Genomic DNA, 13879 nt, shown 5'->3' with positions numbered 1-13879 from the left:
ATATGCGAAAAATGACTTAAATTAAACTGCAAATGCGTATGTTTCTCATTTTAATTTTATAAAAATCATAAACTTACAAAATTTAACTTTTGCAATCCTTTTCAAATGTCGCCATAATATTTGAAAAAGGTAGGGGTATAACGAGATGCGCGGCAATCCAGAAGTAGTAGACTATTTAAATATGTTGATTGGTGGGGAACTAGCAGCTCGCGATCAATATCTTATTCATTCACGTATGTATGAAGATTGGGGCTTAAGTAAAATCTTTGAACGTATTGATCATGAAATGCAAGAAGAAGCAGCACATGCAGATGCCTTGATTCGTCGTGTACTTTTCCTAGAAGGTACACCGAATATGCACCGTGATGATATTGATGTGGGACAAGATGTCGTGACCTGTTTAAAGGCAGACTTGGCACTTGAATATCATGTACGTGAGAAATTGGCGCAAGGCGTGAAACTGGCGGAAGAAAAAGGTGATTATGTCACGCGTGATATGTTACGTCAGCAAATGTCAGATACTGAAGAAGATCATACTTACTGGTTAGAAAAGCAAATTCGCTTAATTGAATTGATTGGCTTACAAAATTATATTCAGTCGCAAATGTAAGATTCAAATAAAAAAACCCAGTAAATACTGGGTTTTTTATGGTTTAAATTTTTTTGATATCAAATTACAGCTTATTCTCGATGTTCAATCGTTGGATCAAGTTGCCATGATTGTGCCAATGTTTGAATGATTCGATCTTTCTGTTTTTTTGAAAAAAGAGATAAAGGGATTCTTTCTAAAGGGGTTGGATCTACTACACTAATTAATTGTTTAAAATAAATATCTGTTTTATATAGCCAAAAATCTTGGAAATTTTTTTTTAATAATTTACGTTGCCATTCATATTGTCTGAATTTTTTAGGATCAATCGTGAGAAAAGGTGGTTGTTGCAATGTAGAAAGTTGAACTGTACGCTGACGTAAAAACAGATGTGAAATGATACGTTGGTTGGTAACAATGATAGAGTCAAAAAATCTGAAAAAACTCAACAAGCATAATATAGCCAACATTATAAAATGTTTAGACTGCAACGGAAGTGCAAAAGAAACATATATTGCTATGACCATACATAGGAAAAATAGGTAAATAGAATTTATAGGCTTTGTTTTATATAAAATTTTTTCATTGTTTTGTAATTGCATTAGTGATTACCATTTTATTTTTTGAATATCTGCAAGAACCTGTTTGGCATGGGTTTGTGTGTTCACACTGCTGTAGTGGTAGACAATAGTACCCTTAGGATCAATCAAGAAAGTTTCACGCTTGGTAATTTGAGCTACACCAAAATTACGGACTATGCTGAACTGACCTGCAAGTTGTTGTTTTTGATCGGCCAAAATTGGAAAAGGGAGTCCCAATTTGCTGGAAAATTTTTGATGGGATTTAACATCGTCTAGGCTGACGCCCAAGACCACAGCATTTGCTTTTAAGAATTTTGGATACAGCGCTTTAAACTGGTTGGCTTCTTGAGTGCAGCCTGGGGAGTCATCTTTGGGATAAAAATACAAGACCATCCACTGACCACGATATTGTTTGGATTCGTGCCATTTGCCATTTTGATCTTGTAATTTAAAGCTAGGTGCTGCCTGTCCAACCCATTGTTTTTGACTTGAGGAAGAAGAAGAAAAAATCGAAGTTTCGGCATGAGTTAAATGATAAGTCCCGAAACTACAGGTCATACCCATTAAGCTAACACGGAGCAATTGATTCAAAGTCATTTTCTTCTAATTTTTCGCTGCTAAGGAAACTTTATCTTAGCAAACAATTGCTGTCACCCGTACAACAAAATTCTAGAATGGCTACGTGTGGTGATTGGTGAGTGGATTAAAACCTGAACCATGTTTGGGATGACTTTATCAGGTGAAACAGTGTGACTTTGCAGTTTGAGAATGATAGGAAATGCAGCTCAGTCGCAAAATAAAAGCAGTTATACTGCTGTGCAAAGTTTTATTTTTAGAGCAAAACGTTGAACAAAAGTATTTTACTGATTACGGGTTGGGGTGGTGGTACACAACTGTTAGAGCCTTTACAACATAAGCTACAACAACAGGGATATGTCGTTGAGCTAATCAATATTTTTAATGCCTTGGATGCAGATATTCTGCAACACCATGTCGAACTGGCACATCGCTTTGATGTGATTATGGGCTGGTCTTTAGGTGGTCAACTTGCCACATTGTTAGTACAACAGCTTGAACAACAGTATGCGGAACAGAAAACGTTGATTACTTTGGCATCGAATCCATGTTTTGTTGCTCAAGCGACTTGGTCAACTGCTATGCCACAAGAAACATTTAAGCAATTTAAATTGTCCTTTCAACAAGATGCTGTGGCAACGCTCAAGCGCTTTGGATTTTTGGTGTGCCAAGGTGCAGATTCTGCCAAGAAAGATTTTGTTCAAATGCAAAAACTGATTAAGCCACAACCAATTTCACTATTAGAACAAGGTTTAGTGTTATTGGAGCAGTTGAATTTAGCCAAAACTTTGGAGCATTATACAGGGCAGCAATTGCATGTGTTTGCCGAGAAAGATGCTCTGGTTCCTTGCGAAATTATTCAAAATATGCAGCAATTACTTGCAGAAAATGTAAAAGTTGTAAGTATTGAACATGCTTCGCATGGTTTTCTTTGCTTCCAAGTTGAACAAACTATGCAAATTATTGAAGATTTTCTGAAGTAACCACTTCAGGCTGTCTAGGAATGACCATTCTCGCAATGTTTTTTAGAAACTTGCAGGTTTAAGATAGCCCACATTGCAAAAAATACGACACCACAGGAGTTATGGATGACTGATTTATTTGACCTTGAACATATCTGGCATCCTTATACCTCTATGACCAATCCGCTGCCAACTTTCAAAGTAAAGAAAGCTTATGGGGCAGTAATTGAACTGGATGATGGACGCCAACTGATTGATGGTATGTCGTCATGGTGGTGTGCGATTCATGGTTATAACCACCCAGATTTGAATCAGGCGGTGACCGATCAGTTGCAAAATATGTCGCATATTATGTTTGGTGGTTTTACCCATGATCCTGCGATTGAACTGGGCAAACTGTTATTAGAGATTACGCCACCCAGTTTAGACAAAATTTTCTATGCCGATTCAGGTTCTGTTGCAGTCGAAGTCGCGCTAAAAATGGCAGTGCAATATTGGGCGGCACAGGGCAATACAGAAAAGACCAATTTTGTCACGCCACGTTCTGGCTATCACGGGGATACGTGGAATGCGATGTCGGTGTGTGATCCTGTGACGGGCATGCATCAGATTTTTGGCAGCAGCTTGCCAAATCGAATTTTTGTTTCTGCACCACAAGTCGGTTTTGATCAGACTTGGGATCCTACTGATATTGCTGAACTTGCTAAGACCTTGGAACAGCATCATCACAGTATTGCGGGTCTGATTATTGAGCCGATTGTGCAGGGTGCAGGTGGCATGCGTTTCTACCATCCTGAGTATTTGCGCCAAGCCAAACTGCTTTGTGAAAAATATAATATCCTGCTCATTTTTGATGAAATCGCAACAGGTTTTGGGCGTACAGGCAAACTCTTTGCTTGGGAACATGCGCAAGTTGAACCCGATATTATGTGTATCGGCAAAGGCTTAACAGGTGGTTATATGACGCTGTCTGCAACCTTAACCTCGAAGCATGTGGCTGAAACCATCTCTAAAGGTGAAGCGGGCGTGTTTATGCATGGCCCCACCTTTATGGCCAATCCATTGGCTTGTGCAGTGGCATTACGCAGCACGCAACTCTTGGTGTCTCAAGACTGGCAAAGTACCATCCAGCGCATTGGCAACCAATTGCAGCAACATCTTGCACCATTAGCACAACTCAATTATGTGCAGGATGTACGCGTGTTAGGGGCGATTGGTGTGGTTGAGCTGAACTTTAATGTCGATATGAAAACGCTACAACAAGAATTTGTAAAACGTGGCATTTGGATTCGTCCATTTGGTAAGTTGGTCTACGTAATGCCGCCGTATGTCATTTCTGAAACGCAGTTGGATACTTTATTGACTGAATTGGTGGATGTGGTTCGCCATATGCAAGAGGAAGCCGCATGAATTTGTTAGACCATTATGCTGCACAGTTGGATGAGCTAAAACAGCAGGGCAATTTACGTCAATTTACGTCAAACTCCCAACAAGGGAAGTGGATTGAAATTCAGCAACGCCGTATGTTGAATTTAGCTTCAAATGACTATTTGGGCTTGGCTTCAGATCTGAGCTTACGCGAACAGTTTTTTGATGAAACTCCGAATGCGCATCGTCTGATGAGCTCATCATCTTCGCGTTTATTGACAGGGAATTTTCCTGAATATGAACAGCTCGAAGCCAGTTTAAGTCAGGCTTTTGCTGGACGTGCTGCGCTGTTATTCAACAGTGGCTACCACATGAATATTGGAATTTTACCTGCGGTCAGTGATGCCAAGACGCTTATTCTTGCGGATAAGTTGGTGCATGCCAGTATGATTGACGGGATTCGTCTTTCCTCTGCCAAGTATGTCCGTTATCGCCATAATGACTTACAGCATTTGTCGCAATTGTTGCAGAAATATCATGATGATGAGGCTTTTGAGCGCATTATTGTGGTGACTGAATCCATTTTTAGTATGGATGGCGATGAAACTGATTTGGCAGAATTAGCTCGTATTAAGTCCCAATTTGCCAAAGTCATGCTGTATGTGGATGAAGCACATGCGATTGGTGTGCGTGGTGAACAAGGTTTAGGTTGTGCCGAACAATATCAAGTGATTGAGCAAATTGACTTTTTGGTAGGGACATTTGGTAAGGCGATGGCCTCAGTCGGTGGCTACTTAATTTGCCATCCGATTATCCGTGAATTTCTGATTAATCGCATGCGTTCTTTAATTTTTAGTACCGCACAACCGCCGATGTGTATGGCATGGACCAACTTCATTTTCCAAAAAATATTGGGTATGAATGCCAGCCGTCAGCATTTACAACAATTAAGCAGTTATTTACAACAAGCGATACAGGCAAAAGGCTATGCTTGTCCATCGACCAGTCATATTGTGCCCGTGATTATTGGTGAGTCGCAAAAAACAGTAGATACTGCGGCACAATTACAGCAAGCAGGCTTTTATATTATGCCTGTTCGTCCACCGACGGTTCCTGTACAAAGTTCGCGTTTACGTATTTGTTTAAATACCCAATTTCAGCAAGATGAACTGGATCAGTTTGTCGTTTTGTTATGAGTTTTAGTGTTGAATCCATCTCAAATAGATAAATCTCGTGTTGCTCAGCGTTTTGCACAAGCGGGACAAAGCTATACTGAACATGCCATTGTGCAAAAACAAATTTGCCAACATTTAATGCAATTGATGCTCGATCATTTGCCGACTCGTCATCAGGCGCGGGTCTTTGAAATTGGTTGTGGTTCTGGAAATTTGAGTCACCTTTTATTGCAAAATTTGCAAATGGATCACCTGATTTTAAATGATCTATATACTGAGGTTGCACGCCATTTTCCGCAACAGCAACAAATTGAATGGCGAATTGGGGACATTGAACAACTTGAGTTTCCAACACAATTAAACGTGGTGACTTCCAGTTCTGCCTTACAGTGGATGATAGATTTACAGGCAGTTTTTACTAAAGTCGCACATGCTTTGGTGCAAGAAGGTTTCTTCTGTTTTTCCATTTTTGGACAGCAGAATTTAAAAGAAATTAAAACCTTAACGGGGCAGGGACTGGAATATCACAGCATGCCTGAACTGGAGCGAGCGTTAATTCAATCGGGGTTCGAGGTTTTACACCTCAGTGAACAACTGACCACGCTGTACTTTACCCATCCCAAGCAGGTGTTACAGCATTTAAAAGCCACGGGTGTCACTGCGACCAATATTTCACATCGTTGGACCAAGAAAACGTTACAACAGTTTTATCAAGATTATCAGCAGTTTTCGGAGATGGATCAGCAAGGGCAAGCACAGTATGCACTCAGCTATCACCCGATTTATTGTATTGCACGGAGAACAACATGACGGCAGACATCTATTTTGTCAGTGGAATTGATACAGGCATTGGCAAGACCTATACCACAGGATATCTGGCGAAGTTATGGAATGCGCAAGGTCAGCATGTCATTACCCAAAAACTGATTCAAACGGGCAATGTGGATGTGTCTGAAGATATTCAGCAGCACCGTGAAATTATGGGTACAGGTTGGTTGCCAGAAGATGAAAGTAAACTGACCATGCCAGAAATTTTTACTTATCCTGCTTCACCACATTTAGCCACCAAACTGGATGGTCGTGACATTGATTTTGCTAAAATTGAAGCTGCAACACAGCAATTGGCAGAAAAATTTGAGGTGGTGTTACTGGAAGGTGCTGGCGGTTTAATGGTGCCACTCACCACAGAATTACTGACCATTGATTATTTGGAACAGAAAAAGTTTCCTGTGATTTTGGTCAGTTCTGGGCGTTTGGGTAGTATTAACCATACTTTACTGAGCCTAGAAGCACTAAAAGCACGAGGCTTACCTTTATATGCTTTGGCTTATAACTTAAATGATGAATCGCAAGATCCATTAATTTCCAAAGATACTTCTGAATATCTGAAAGCTTATTTAGCCAAGTATTTCCCAGAAGCACAATGGATCGATATTCCTGTGCTATAAATGTAAAAAGAGGAGTTATTTTAAAATAACTCCTCTTTTATTATAGGCTTAAAATTTAATTAATGCTTGGATAGTTATTTTTAATCTGTTGAGTAATAAACTCAAAACTTGATTTATTAAATAGCGTATAACTTCCCTTTGATTCGTAGTTGACTAATTGACCATTCAAAATCATGCCGTATTCTGGAGAAAGTATGTCACCTTTGACATCCCATTCTCCATCATAAATTTTTCCATCTTTGCTAATTGCAGGATCAGCACCAGCTTCATATAGAGGATTACCATTAGTATCTACACTATATGCCACATCGAGATTAGAAACCTTACCAATCTTATAGGTATAATCTGATTGACCATAATATTTTTGAATCCAGTCATTTAAACTAGTTGCATTTGTTACTGTAGATTCGGAAAAGTAAAATTGATAATCATCATTAACAATAGATTTGGGAATATAAACATAAGAACCAGCGGGGAATGTCGCAGTGCTTGAAAGCAGGGCGGCTAAAGCATCTTTATTCCCTTTTAGAATCATGCCAATTTGATTGTGTAAGTAAATATAATCCTGAGTTTTAGGATATCCTGTGAGTAGATTGGTCGGGAAAATATCTGAAATCGTTTTACCTGACAGATCAATCTTTTCAAAATTAAAATTTTGCTTTCCTGCATTTAGGCTGCATTCATCATTAAATAATCCTGTTGAAACTTGTAGCCCTTGAGATGAAGATAGGTAATAGTAAGGCCATCCATTAGATTGTTTTTGAAGTTTTTTTTGAGTATAAAGCCCCTGACTATTTAATATGTAACCTTCATAAATTTCTTCATTTTCTGCGGTACTTTTATCTAATTCTTCTGCACTAACATTATAAATGGGTGCATAGTTCACATAGAGCATTTGTCCATTTCTTTGAATCACATCTGCATATAGTTGAGTTACATAATTTGGAGTATTTACACTACTTTTATATTCATAATCAAAATTGTATAAAGGCTCATCAAAAATAGTAGTTCCAGTAATTTGGGAATTTAAAAGAATTCCTCGATCACATGTTAACGTGGTCGATTCTCCAGAACCTGAATTTGAAGTGGATGGGGTTGTCGAGGAAGTGGAATCACCTGATCCTCCTCCACATCCACTTAAAACTGTAATGGATATAGAGAATGCTAAAGTTGTAAATTTCTTCATTTGTATGACTCTAGGTTTTAAATTATTGAATTATTAAGTTTTAAAGTTAGAAGCAGATTATATATAGAATGGTCTGTATGGTGAATAATTTTTATTCTTCCATGTGAGTACATAAAAATTGAATCATTGATGTTAATCCGAGCATTTGAATGCCGAGTGTTTTCATACATGATTTTTATAGCTGATTGATAAGTGAAGAAGTCGATTTTACAAACAAAAAAAAACCGCATTTTATAGAGATGAAATGCGGATTTTTTTCGACAAGATTAAAGTGAAGCGTTACTCTCAATTCCAATTTTAGTGATATTTAGACGTTGTGCCATCGCCATGACCATTGCGACTTGTTTGTATTCGGTCATACGGTCAGGCTGTAGTTTAATTTGGTCTTGTTCAGACTTTTTAGACACCGTCATAAATAAGTTTTCTAAAGCCTGTTGATTCTCTACAGGCTGACCATTCCAAAAGATTTTTCCTTGTGCATCTAATTTGAGATTGATGATTTCCGGTGGTTTTTCATTGCTTTGTGGTGGCGGAGCACCATTCGGCAAATTAATATTGATGGCATTATTTGGAATTGGGATGGTGATAATAAACATAATAATCAACACCAACATGACATCAATTAACGGTGTCATGTTGACATCGAGTAGGACATCATCGTCATCATTTGAGCCAACATTCATACCCATAACTTGCTCCTTCTGACCCAATTACGGTGAAGCTGGGGGAGTGGTGACAAACGCAATTTTACCAATCCCAGCGTGTTTGGTTGCATTAATCACTTGATCAATCGCATCAAAGTGAGTCTGTTGATCACCACGAATATGCACTTCGGGCTGTGGACGTTTTTGCGCCTCAGCTTGTAAGCGTGTCATCAGTGTGGCTTTGTCTTCAATATATTTTTCATTCCAGAACACATCACCATTTTTATTGACTGCAAGTTGAATATTTTCAGGTTTATTGGCATACGGTGTATTTTTCTCTTCAGGTAATTTTACGGGTACTGTATGAATGGCAACAGGCACCGTAATGAGAAAAATAATCAGCAGAACCAGCATAATATCCACTAGCGGGGTTGTATTAATGGTTCCGATTACATCATCTTCACTGTCATCTGAACTGACCATCATGCCCATGGTTGATGTCCTCTTTTATTTATTCACAACTTTTTTATGATTTGGATTGCTGCTGATTTCGCCACTGAGTAAGACTGTGTGTAAATCAGAGCCAAAAGTACGGACATTTTCCATCACGGCTTTATTGCGACGGGTTAACCAGTTGTAGCCGAGCACCGCTGGCACTGCGACGGCCAGACCAATCGCCGTCATAATGAGAGCCTCACCAACAGGACCTGCAACTTTATCAATCGATGCTTGACCCGACATGCCGATAGCGGTGAGTGCGTGATAAATTCCCCAAACCGTCCCAAATAACCCCACAAACGGTGCAGTTGAGCCAACGGTTGCCAGAAACGCCAGTCCGCCACTTAAATGACTTTGAATTTTGTCGATGGCGCGTTGAATGGAAATGGTTACCCACGTATTAAAGTCGATACGTTCTAGTAAAGTTCCTTCGTGGTTTTTGGTCGAGTGAATACCTTTTTCCGCAATAAAACGGAAAACACTGTCTTTGTCTAAGCTATCTGTTGCACTTTCGAGTGTACTGGCATCCCAGAATTCAGCATCGGCTTTACGACCTTGTCCTTTAATTTTTGATTGTTGCAGCAGTTTGGTAATCATGATGTACCACGTGCCAATCGACATCATGACTAGAATAAACAGCGTGGTTTTGGCGACCATGTCACCTTCTTTCCACATGGCTTCTAAGCCATAAGGGTTGTATGCAGGGGCTTCTGATTTGGCAGGTGGTTGCGGTGCAGTGGCGGTGTTACTCGAAGTTACTGCTGTCGTCGTTGCAGGGGCCGTATCTTCAGCAAATGCAGGATGAATCGGGAGAAGGCTACTTGCTGCAAGTAGGCCAACAGTGGCGATTTTTTTGACAGGATTGATCATTTTATTCATCTATATGCTCCAATTTTTGTTTAATTCATTAGTCCAGTGCAAATTCATAAGGAATTTCAAACCAAGTTTCTTGCGGTTCACCATTTTTTAATGCGGGATTAAAGGTGCATAAGCTATAAGCTTTAGAGGCTGCTTTATCTAAACTCTTCACACCGCTGGATTTTTTCACTTTGACTTGTTTGGCTTTTCCATCCGTACCGACCAGTACCGAAATGGTCACTGCACCAAATTCACCATTCATTTGTGCTTCACGCGGCATTTCTGGTTGTTTACAGCCTCCTTCACCTTGCGATGCTCCGCGAGTTACACCCGCAGGTTTAGGTGCAGGAGCTGGCGTTGCTGCTGCCGCAACAGGTGTAGGGGCAGGCACTGGACTTGGTGAAGGCGCTGCGGTAGGTGTCGGTGTGACAGCTTTTACAGGCTGAGTTGGGCTAACTGGTGCTGTTTTTTGCACACGTTCGACTTTTTCCACGGGCTTCTCGGGTACAGGGTTTTTTACGACCTCTTTAACCATTTTGGGTGGTTCAGGCGGAATCTCTTTGGGTTTCGGCTTTTCAGGTTCAGGTGGTTTATCTTGAATAATCATCAATTCCACGGTTGGTTCTTCGGGCTTATGTATGGTTTTGGACAAACCCGCCATAAGGGCATAGAAAATAATAAGATGCAGAAAAATGACTGCCCCAATACCAATCAGGCGTTTGGCTGAATTGTTCTCTAATGCTGTGAAACTCGTGCCCATGGTTACTCCTGAAATTTGAGACAAACAATAAATCGTTCATGCATCACTGCTTATGAAAGATGGGCAGATTGACGATATTTGTTGTTTGACTAAATGAAGGATTAAATGTTTTGCCCATACTGTCTCACTGGAGGATTTCAAGACAGGATGGACAGAACGCCAATTAGAACTTGTAAGTCCCTCGCAGATAGTAAGCACGTCCAGTTGGGTCGCTATAGCGTGGGTCATAACCGTATTGAAAGTTGTCTATCACATTCGATGCGGCAGGCTCAGCATCAAATAGGTTTTTAATCCCCGCAGTCAGCTCTAGATTTTTAAAGCCTTTATAGGTGCCTGAAACGTTATAGAGGGTGTAGTCACTGACTTTGTGGTGGTCATAAGCATCATCGCCTATGGCATTTTGGTCGTCATAGCCACGGTAGAATTCTTGCTCAAACATCATCTTCCAGTTTTCATAACTCCAGTTAATGTTGGCAACGTGTTTCCAACGAAGAATTGCAGGGTCGTCATACGTTCCGACTTTGCCTTCCCATGCTCCGCCAGCTTCTTCTTGTTTGTCATATTTGATGATATAGGTGCCATCGATGCCGAAACCCAAACGACCTGTTGCGGTCATTGGGGTCAAATAGTTCAGGGTCAGGTCAATCCCTTCGGTTTTAATCCCGCCCATATTCACCAGTGTAGTGTTGACGTATTTAATCCGACCTTCATTATCACGGACAAAACGGTCTGCATATTTGGTTGGATTTTCAAAAATCATGGCATCACTAATGGTGTCGATAAGACCATCAATTTCAATGTTGTAGTAATCGGCTGTGAACACTAAATTCTTGATGGGTTCGAGCACAAAACCCGCAGTATATGAGGTGGATTCTTCTGGTTGTAAATCGGGTGAACCACCTTGCATACGTTTGAACTGCACATTACATTCGGTTTGGTATTGTGTAGAAGTCGCTTTACCCCCTGGACAAAGCACAGGGTCGTTATATCTTGCCCCAGTGTAGGTTTCGCTTTGCGGTGCATTGATGTCATATAAGCTTGGTGCGCGGAAACCTGTACTGTAGGAGGTACGGAACATCAGTTGTTTGAGTGGTTCCCAACGGAAAGCAATTTTGGGGTTAAAGGTATCGCCAAAGTCACTATAATCATCGTAACGTGCTGCCAGTTGAGCCTCTAAAGTTTTGGTGATTGGAATATGTAATTCACCAAAGAAGGCGGTAATATCACGGTCACCTTCGCTCAGCGGTTTATTCGGGTCTGTACCGCTACTCGGGACTTGACTCACAATGTCTGAATTAACCTTAGCTTCCCATTCTTGTTTACTGAAACTGCCACCGAGTGCTAAACCAATGTCACCTGCGGGTAGGGTATAAATAGGTCGACTCACGGTTAGGTCCACTGTAGTGGAATCTAAAGAAGCAACATTCGATTCACCTGTGACCGAAAAAGAATTCCATAAACTTGAGTCTGGACTGGTACCAAAGGGATTGATCAAGCCATCATCTAAAGCGGCTTGTAATTTGCTACGGTTTAAATAACCACTGACAAAACTGTCGGTCGCTTCACTTTTGGCATAGGTCACGCCACCGTTAATGTCCCAGCCATAGGCTTCACCTTCAATGCCGACAAAGGCACGGTGCGACTCATTTACCGATTGAGAAACACGATTGCCCGCTTGTGAACGTAAATATAGTTGTAGTGGAACACCGCTTAAACCATCTACAGACGGTGTAATTCCTTTACCAGGATAATAAGGACTGGTCTCAGGGAGAGTTACTGAGCGACTGTAGACATCGGGTGCAATGGAAGTAGTGACTTCGTTATGAGAATAGATATATTCACCAATCGCATTGAAGGTGTCACTCAGTTTGAAAGTACCGCGACCCATTGCCGAAATAGTTTCCGTTTCAGGCACAATGCCAATCAGCGCTTGCGTATTCAGATAGCACAGTCCACCATCTGCCACGACATTTGGGGTGTTATTACAGTTACTATTGCCATAAGGATTGCCCAATGTTCCTGTGGTTGGATCATAAAAATTGGCAGGGAAACCATTGGCTGAACTGGCATCAATACCGAGTTCAGGTATTACACCACCGCGCTGACTGACTTTACGGTCTTTTGCCATAATGTCATTAGAACGACGGTAATCGACCACACCAAAGACGTTAAAACCTTGTTCATCTAAATCACCGTAGCCACCAAAAATTTGGACGTCTTGTTTATCTCCGCCTGACTGCTCAGGTTGAAGAAAGCCACCACTGATGCTGAATCCCTCGTAGCTTTTTTTGGTAATTAAGTTAATGACCCCTGCAATGGCATCGGCACCATACACGGCAGAAGCACCATCACGCAGAATTTCAATACGCTCAATCATTGCCAATGGAATGATATTTAGGTTGGTGGTGGAGGTGCTAAATGCACTATAGGCCAGACGACGCCCATTCAGTAGAACGAGGGTTTTATCGGTTCCTAAGGCACGAAGGTTGGCAGATGCACCTTCGGTATTACTTGCACCCACGTTCTGTGAGGTCGAAAAGCCCGCTTGGTTGGCACTGACCTTGGTCAATGCTTCTTCGACGGTGGTAATCCCTTGATTGGTTAAGTCTTCGCCTTTAATAATTGTAATGGGGGAGGTACTTTGCGCAGCTACCCCTTTAATTGAAGATCCCGTTACTGTGACTTTGGCAACTTTTACGGGTTGTTCTGGTATTTCTGTGTCTTCAGCATGAGCTAAAGACAAACACATCATACTTAAACTGAGCGTACTTAATTTAAGAATTGCTTTGCTAACTGACGGCTTGACCGTCACCTTAGCATTTTTGTTCTTTATCATCGTAAAAGTAATCCTTTTTTTGTATTTAGCGAGATTGCTGGCTAGGTTTAAGCAATTCAGATGCCAAGTTGTTTTTTAAAAGATACTTAAAATATAAATATTTGAAATTTAATTATTTTATAGAATTAAAAGGTGATTTTACTCACAACTTTTATTAGCTATATAAGTAGGATGATCAATAATTGGGGGGTGAGTGAAAATGCGTCAATTTGGAACTAAAAGTCAGCATGAATTTTATTATTTTTTAACATTTGTATGAAAAATAAACGAAACTTCACATTTTTGTGTAAATGATAATTTATTTTTATAAAACGTATAAATAGTAAAATTTATATAAAACAGTATATTGAATATATTTTCCGTTATAAAAAAATCAAGTATGAGCTATTATGAATCAT

The 13879-nt window shown here is 40.3% G+C and carries 14 protein-coding genes; 6 read left to right on the top strand and 8 right to left on the bottom strand.

What is annotated here, in order from left to right:
* Nucleotides 1-145 precede the first annotated feature (145 nt).
* Nucleotides 146-610 carry a heteropolymeric bacterioferritin subunit Ftn gene (gene ftn, locus M5E07_RS12760; RefSeq protein ID WP_116760145.1) on the top strand — a complete coding sequence of 155 codons (465 nt, stop codon included), beginning with the start codon at nt 146-148 and terminating at the stop codon, nt 608-610.
* A 71-nt stretch (nt 611-681) separates the two neighbouring features.
* Here ftn and M5E07_RS12755 read toward each other — a convergent pair whose 3' ends face one another.
* Both M5E07_RS12755 and M5E07_RS12750 read right to left on the bottom strand, forming a co-directional pair.
* Nucleotides 682-1191 carry a hypothetical protein gene (locus M5E07_RS12755; protein WP_252219713.1) on the bottom strand — a complete coding sequence of 170 codons (510 nt, stop codon included), beginning with the start codon at nt 1189-1191 and terminating at the stop codon, nt 682-684.
* A 6-nt stretch (nt 1192-1197) separates the two neighbouring features.
* Nucleotides 1198-1734, bottom strand: a complete 537-nt coding sequence (locus M5E07_RS12750) for a peroxiredoxin (protein ID WP_252223831.1) — start codon at nt 1732-1734, stop codon at nt 1198-1200.
* A gap of 281 nt (nt 1735-2015) precedes the next feature.
* Between M5E07_RS12750 and M5E07_RS12745 the strand changes: the two genes are divergently transcribed.
* The 5 genes from M5E07_RS12745 (at nt 2016) to bioD (ending at nt 6699) form a co-directional block, all read left to right on the top strand.
* Nucleotides 2016-2729 carry an alpha/beta hydrolase family protein gene (locus tag M5E07_RS12745; RefSeq protein ID WP_252219710.1) on the top strand — a complete coding sequence of 238 codons (714 nt, stop codon included), beginning with the start codon at nt 2016-2018 and terminating at the stop codon, nt 2727-2729.
* 105 nt (nt 2730-2834) lie between these two features.
* Nucleotides 2835-4118 carry an adenosylmethionine--8-amino-7-oxononanoate transaminase gene (bioA, locus tag M5E07_RS12740; protein WP_252219707.1) on the top strand — a complete coding sequence of 428 codons (1284 nt, stop codon included), beginning with the start codon at nt 2835-2837 and terminating at the stop codon, nt 4116-4118.
* Nucleotides 4115-5272, top strand: a complete 1158-nt coding sequence (locus M5E07_RS12735) for an 8-amino-7-oxononanoate synthase (protein WP_252219705.1) — start codon at nt 4115-4117, stop codon at nt 5270-5272. Before bioA ends, M5E07_RS12735 begins: the two co-directional genes overlap by 4 nt.
* Nucleotides 5273-5281: 9 nt before the next feature.
* Nucleotides 5282-6061 carry a malonyl-ACP O-methyltransferase BioC gene (gene bioC / locus M5E07_RS12730; RefSeq protein WP_252223828.1) on the top strand — a complete coding sequence of 260 codons (780 nt, stop codon included), beginning with the start codon at nt 5282-5284 and terminating at the stop codon, nt 6059-6061.
* Complete coding sequence (gene bioD, locus M5E07_RS12725) at nt 6058-6699, top strand: dethiobiotin synthase (protein WP_252219702.1); 642 nt, start codon at nt 6058-6060, stop codon at nt 6697-6699. Before bioC ends, bioD begins: the two co-directional genes overlap by 4 nt.
* 55 nt (nt 6700-6754) lie before the next feature.
* On the opposite strand, the gene M5E07_RS12720 is transcribed toward bioD, so the two are convergent.
* The 6 genes from M5E07_RS12720 to M5E07_RS12695 form a co-directional block, all read right to left on the bottom strand.
* Nucleotides 6755-7885 carry a hypothetical protein gene (locus M5E07_RS12720; protein ID WP_252219699.1) on the bottom strand — a complete coding sequence of 377 codons (1131 nt, stop codon included), beginning with the start codon at nt 7883-7885 and terminating at the stop codon, nt 6755-6757.
* Between the two features lie 266 nt (nt 7886-8151).
* Nucleotides 8152-8574, bottom strand: coding sequence for an ExbD/TolR family protein (locus M5E07_RS12715; protein WP_116760161.1), 423 nt, complete (start codon nt 8572-8574; stop codon nt 8152-8154).
* A gap of 21 nt (nt 8575-8595) precedes the next feature.
* Nucleotides 8596-9021, bottom strand: a complete 426-nt coding sequence (locus M5E07_RS12710; RefSeq protein ID WP_252219697.1) for an ExbD/TolR family protein — start codon at nt 9019-9021, stop codon at nt 8596-8598.
* 15 nt (nt 9022-9036) lie between these two features.
* Nucleotides 9037-9906 (bottom strand): MotA/TolQ/ExbB proton channel family protein, encoded by an 870-nt coding sequence (locus M5E07_RS12705; protein ID WP_252219695.1) that lies wholly within the window; start codon nt 9904-9906, stop codon nt 9037-9039.
* Nucleotides 9907-9934: 28 nt separating this feature from the next.
* Nucleotides 9935-10645 (bottom strand): energy transducer TonB, encoded by a 711-nt coding sequence (locus M5E07_RS12700; RefSeq protein ID WP_252219692.1) that lies wholly within the window; start codon nt 10643-10645, stop codon nt 9935-9937.
* A 163-nt stretch (nt 10646-10808) separates the two neighbouring features.
* The gene (locus M5E07_RS12695) at nt 10809-13481 is read right to left on the bottom strand and encodes a TonB-dependent receptor (protein ID WP_252219689.1); all 2673 of its coding nucleotides are present in this window, start codon (nt 13479-13481) and stop codon (nt 10809-10811) included.
* Nucleotides 13482-13879: the final 398 nt, after the last annotated feature.

The organism is Acinetobacter tibetensis (assembly GCF_023824315.1).
Lineage (GTDB): Bacteria > Pseudomonadota > Gammaproteobacteria > Pseudomonadales > Moraxellaceae > Acinetobacter > Acinetobacter tibetensis.
This window is presented reverse-complemented; position numbering and strand designations above follow the sequence as displayed.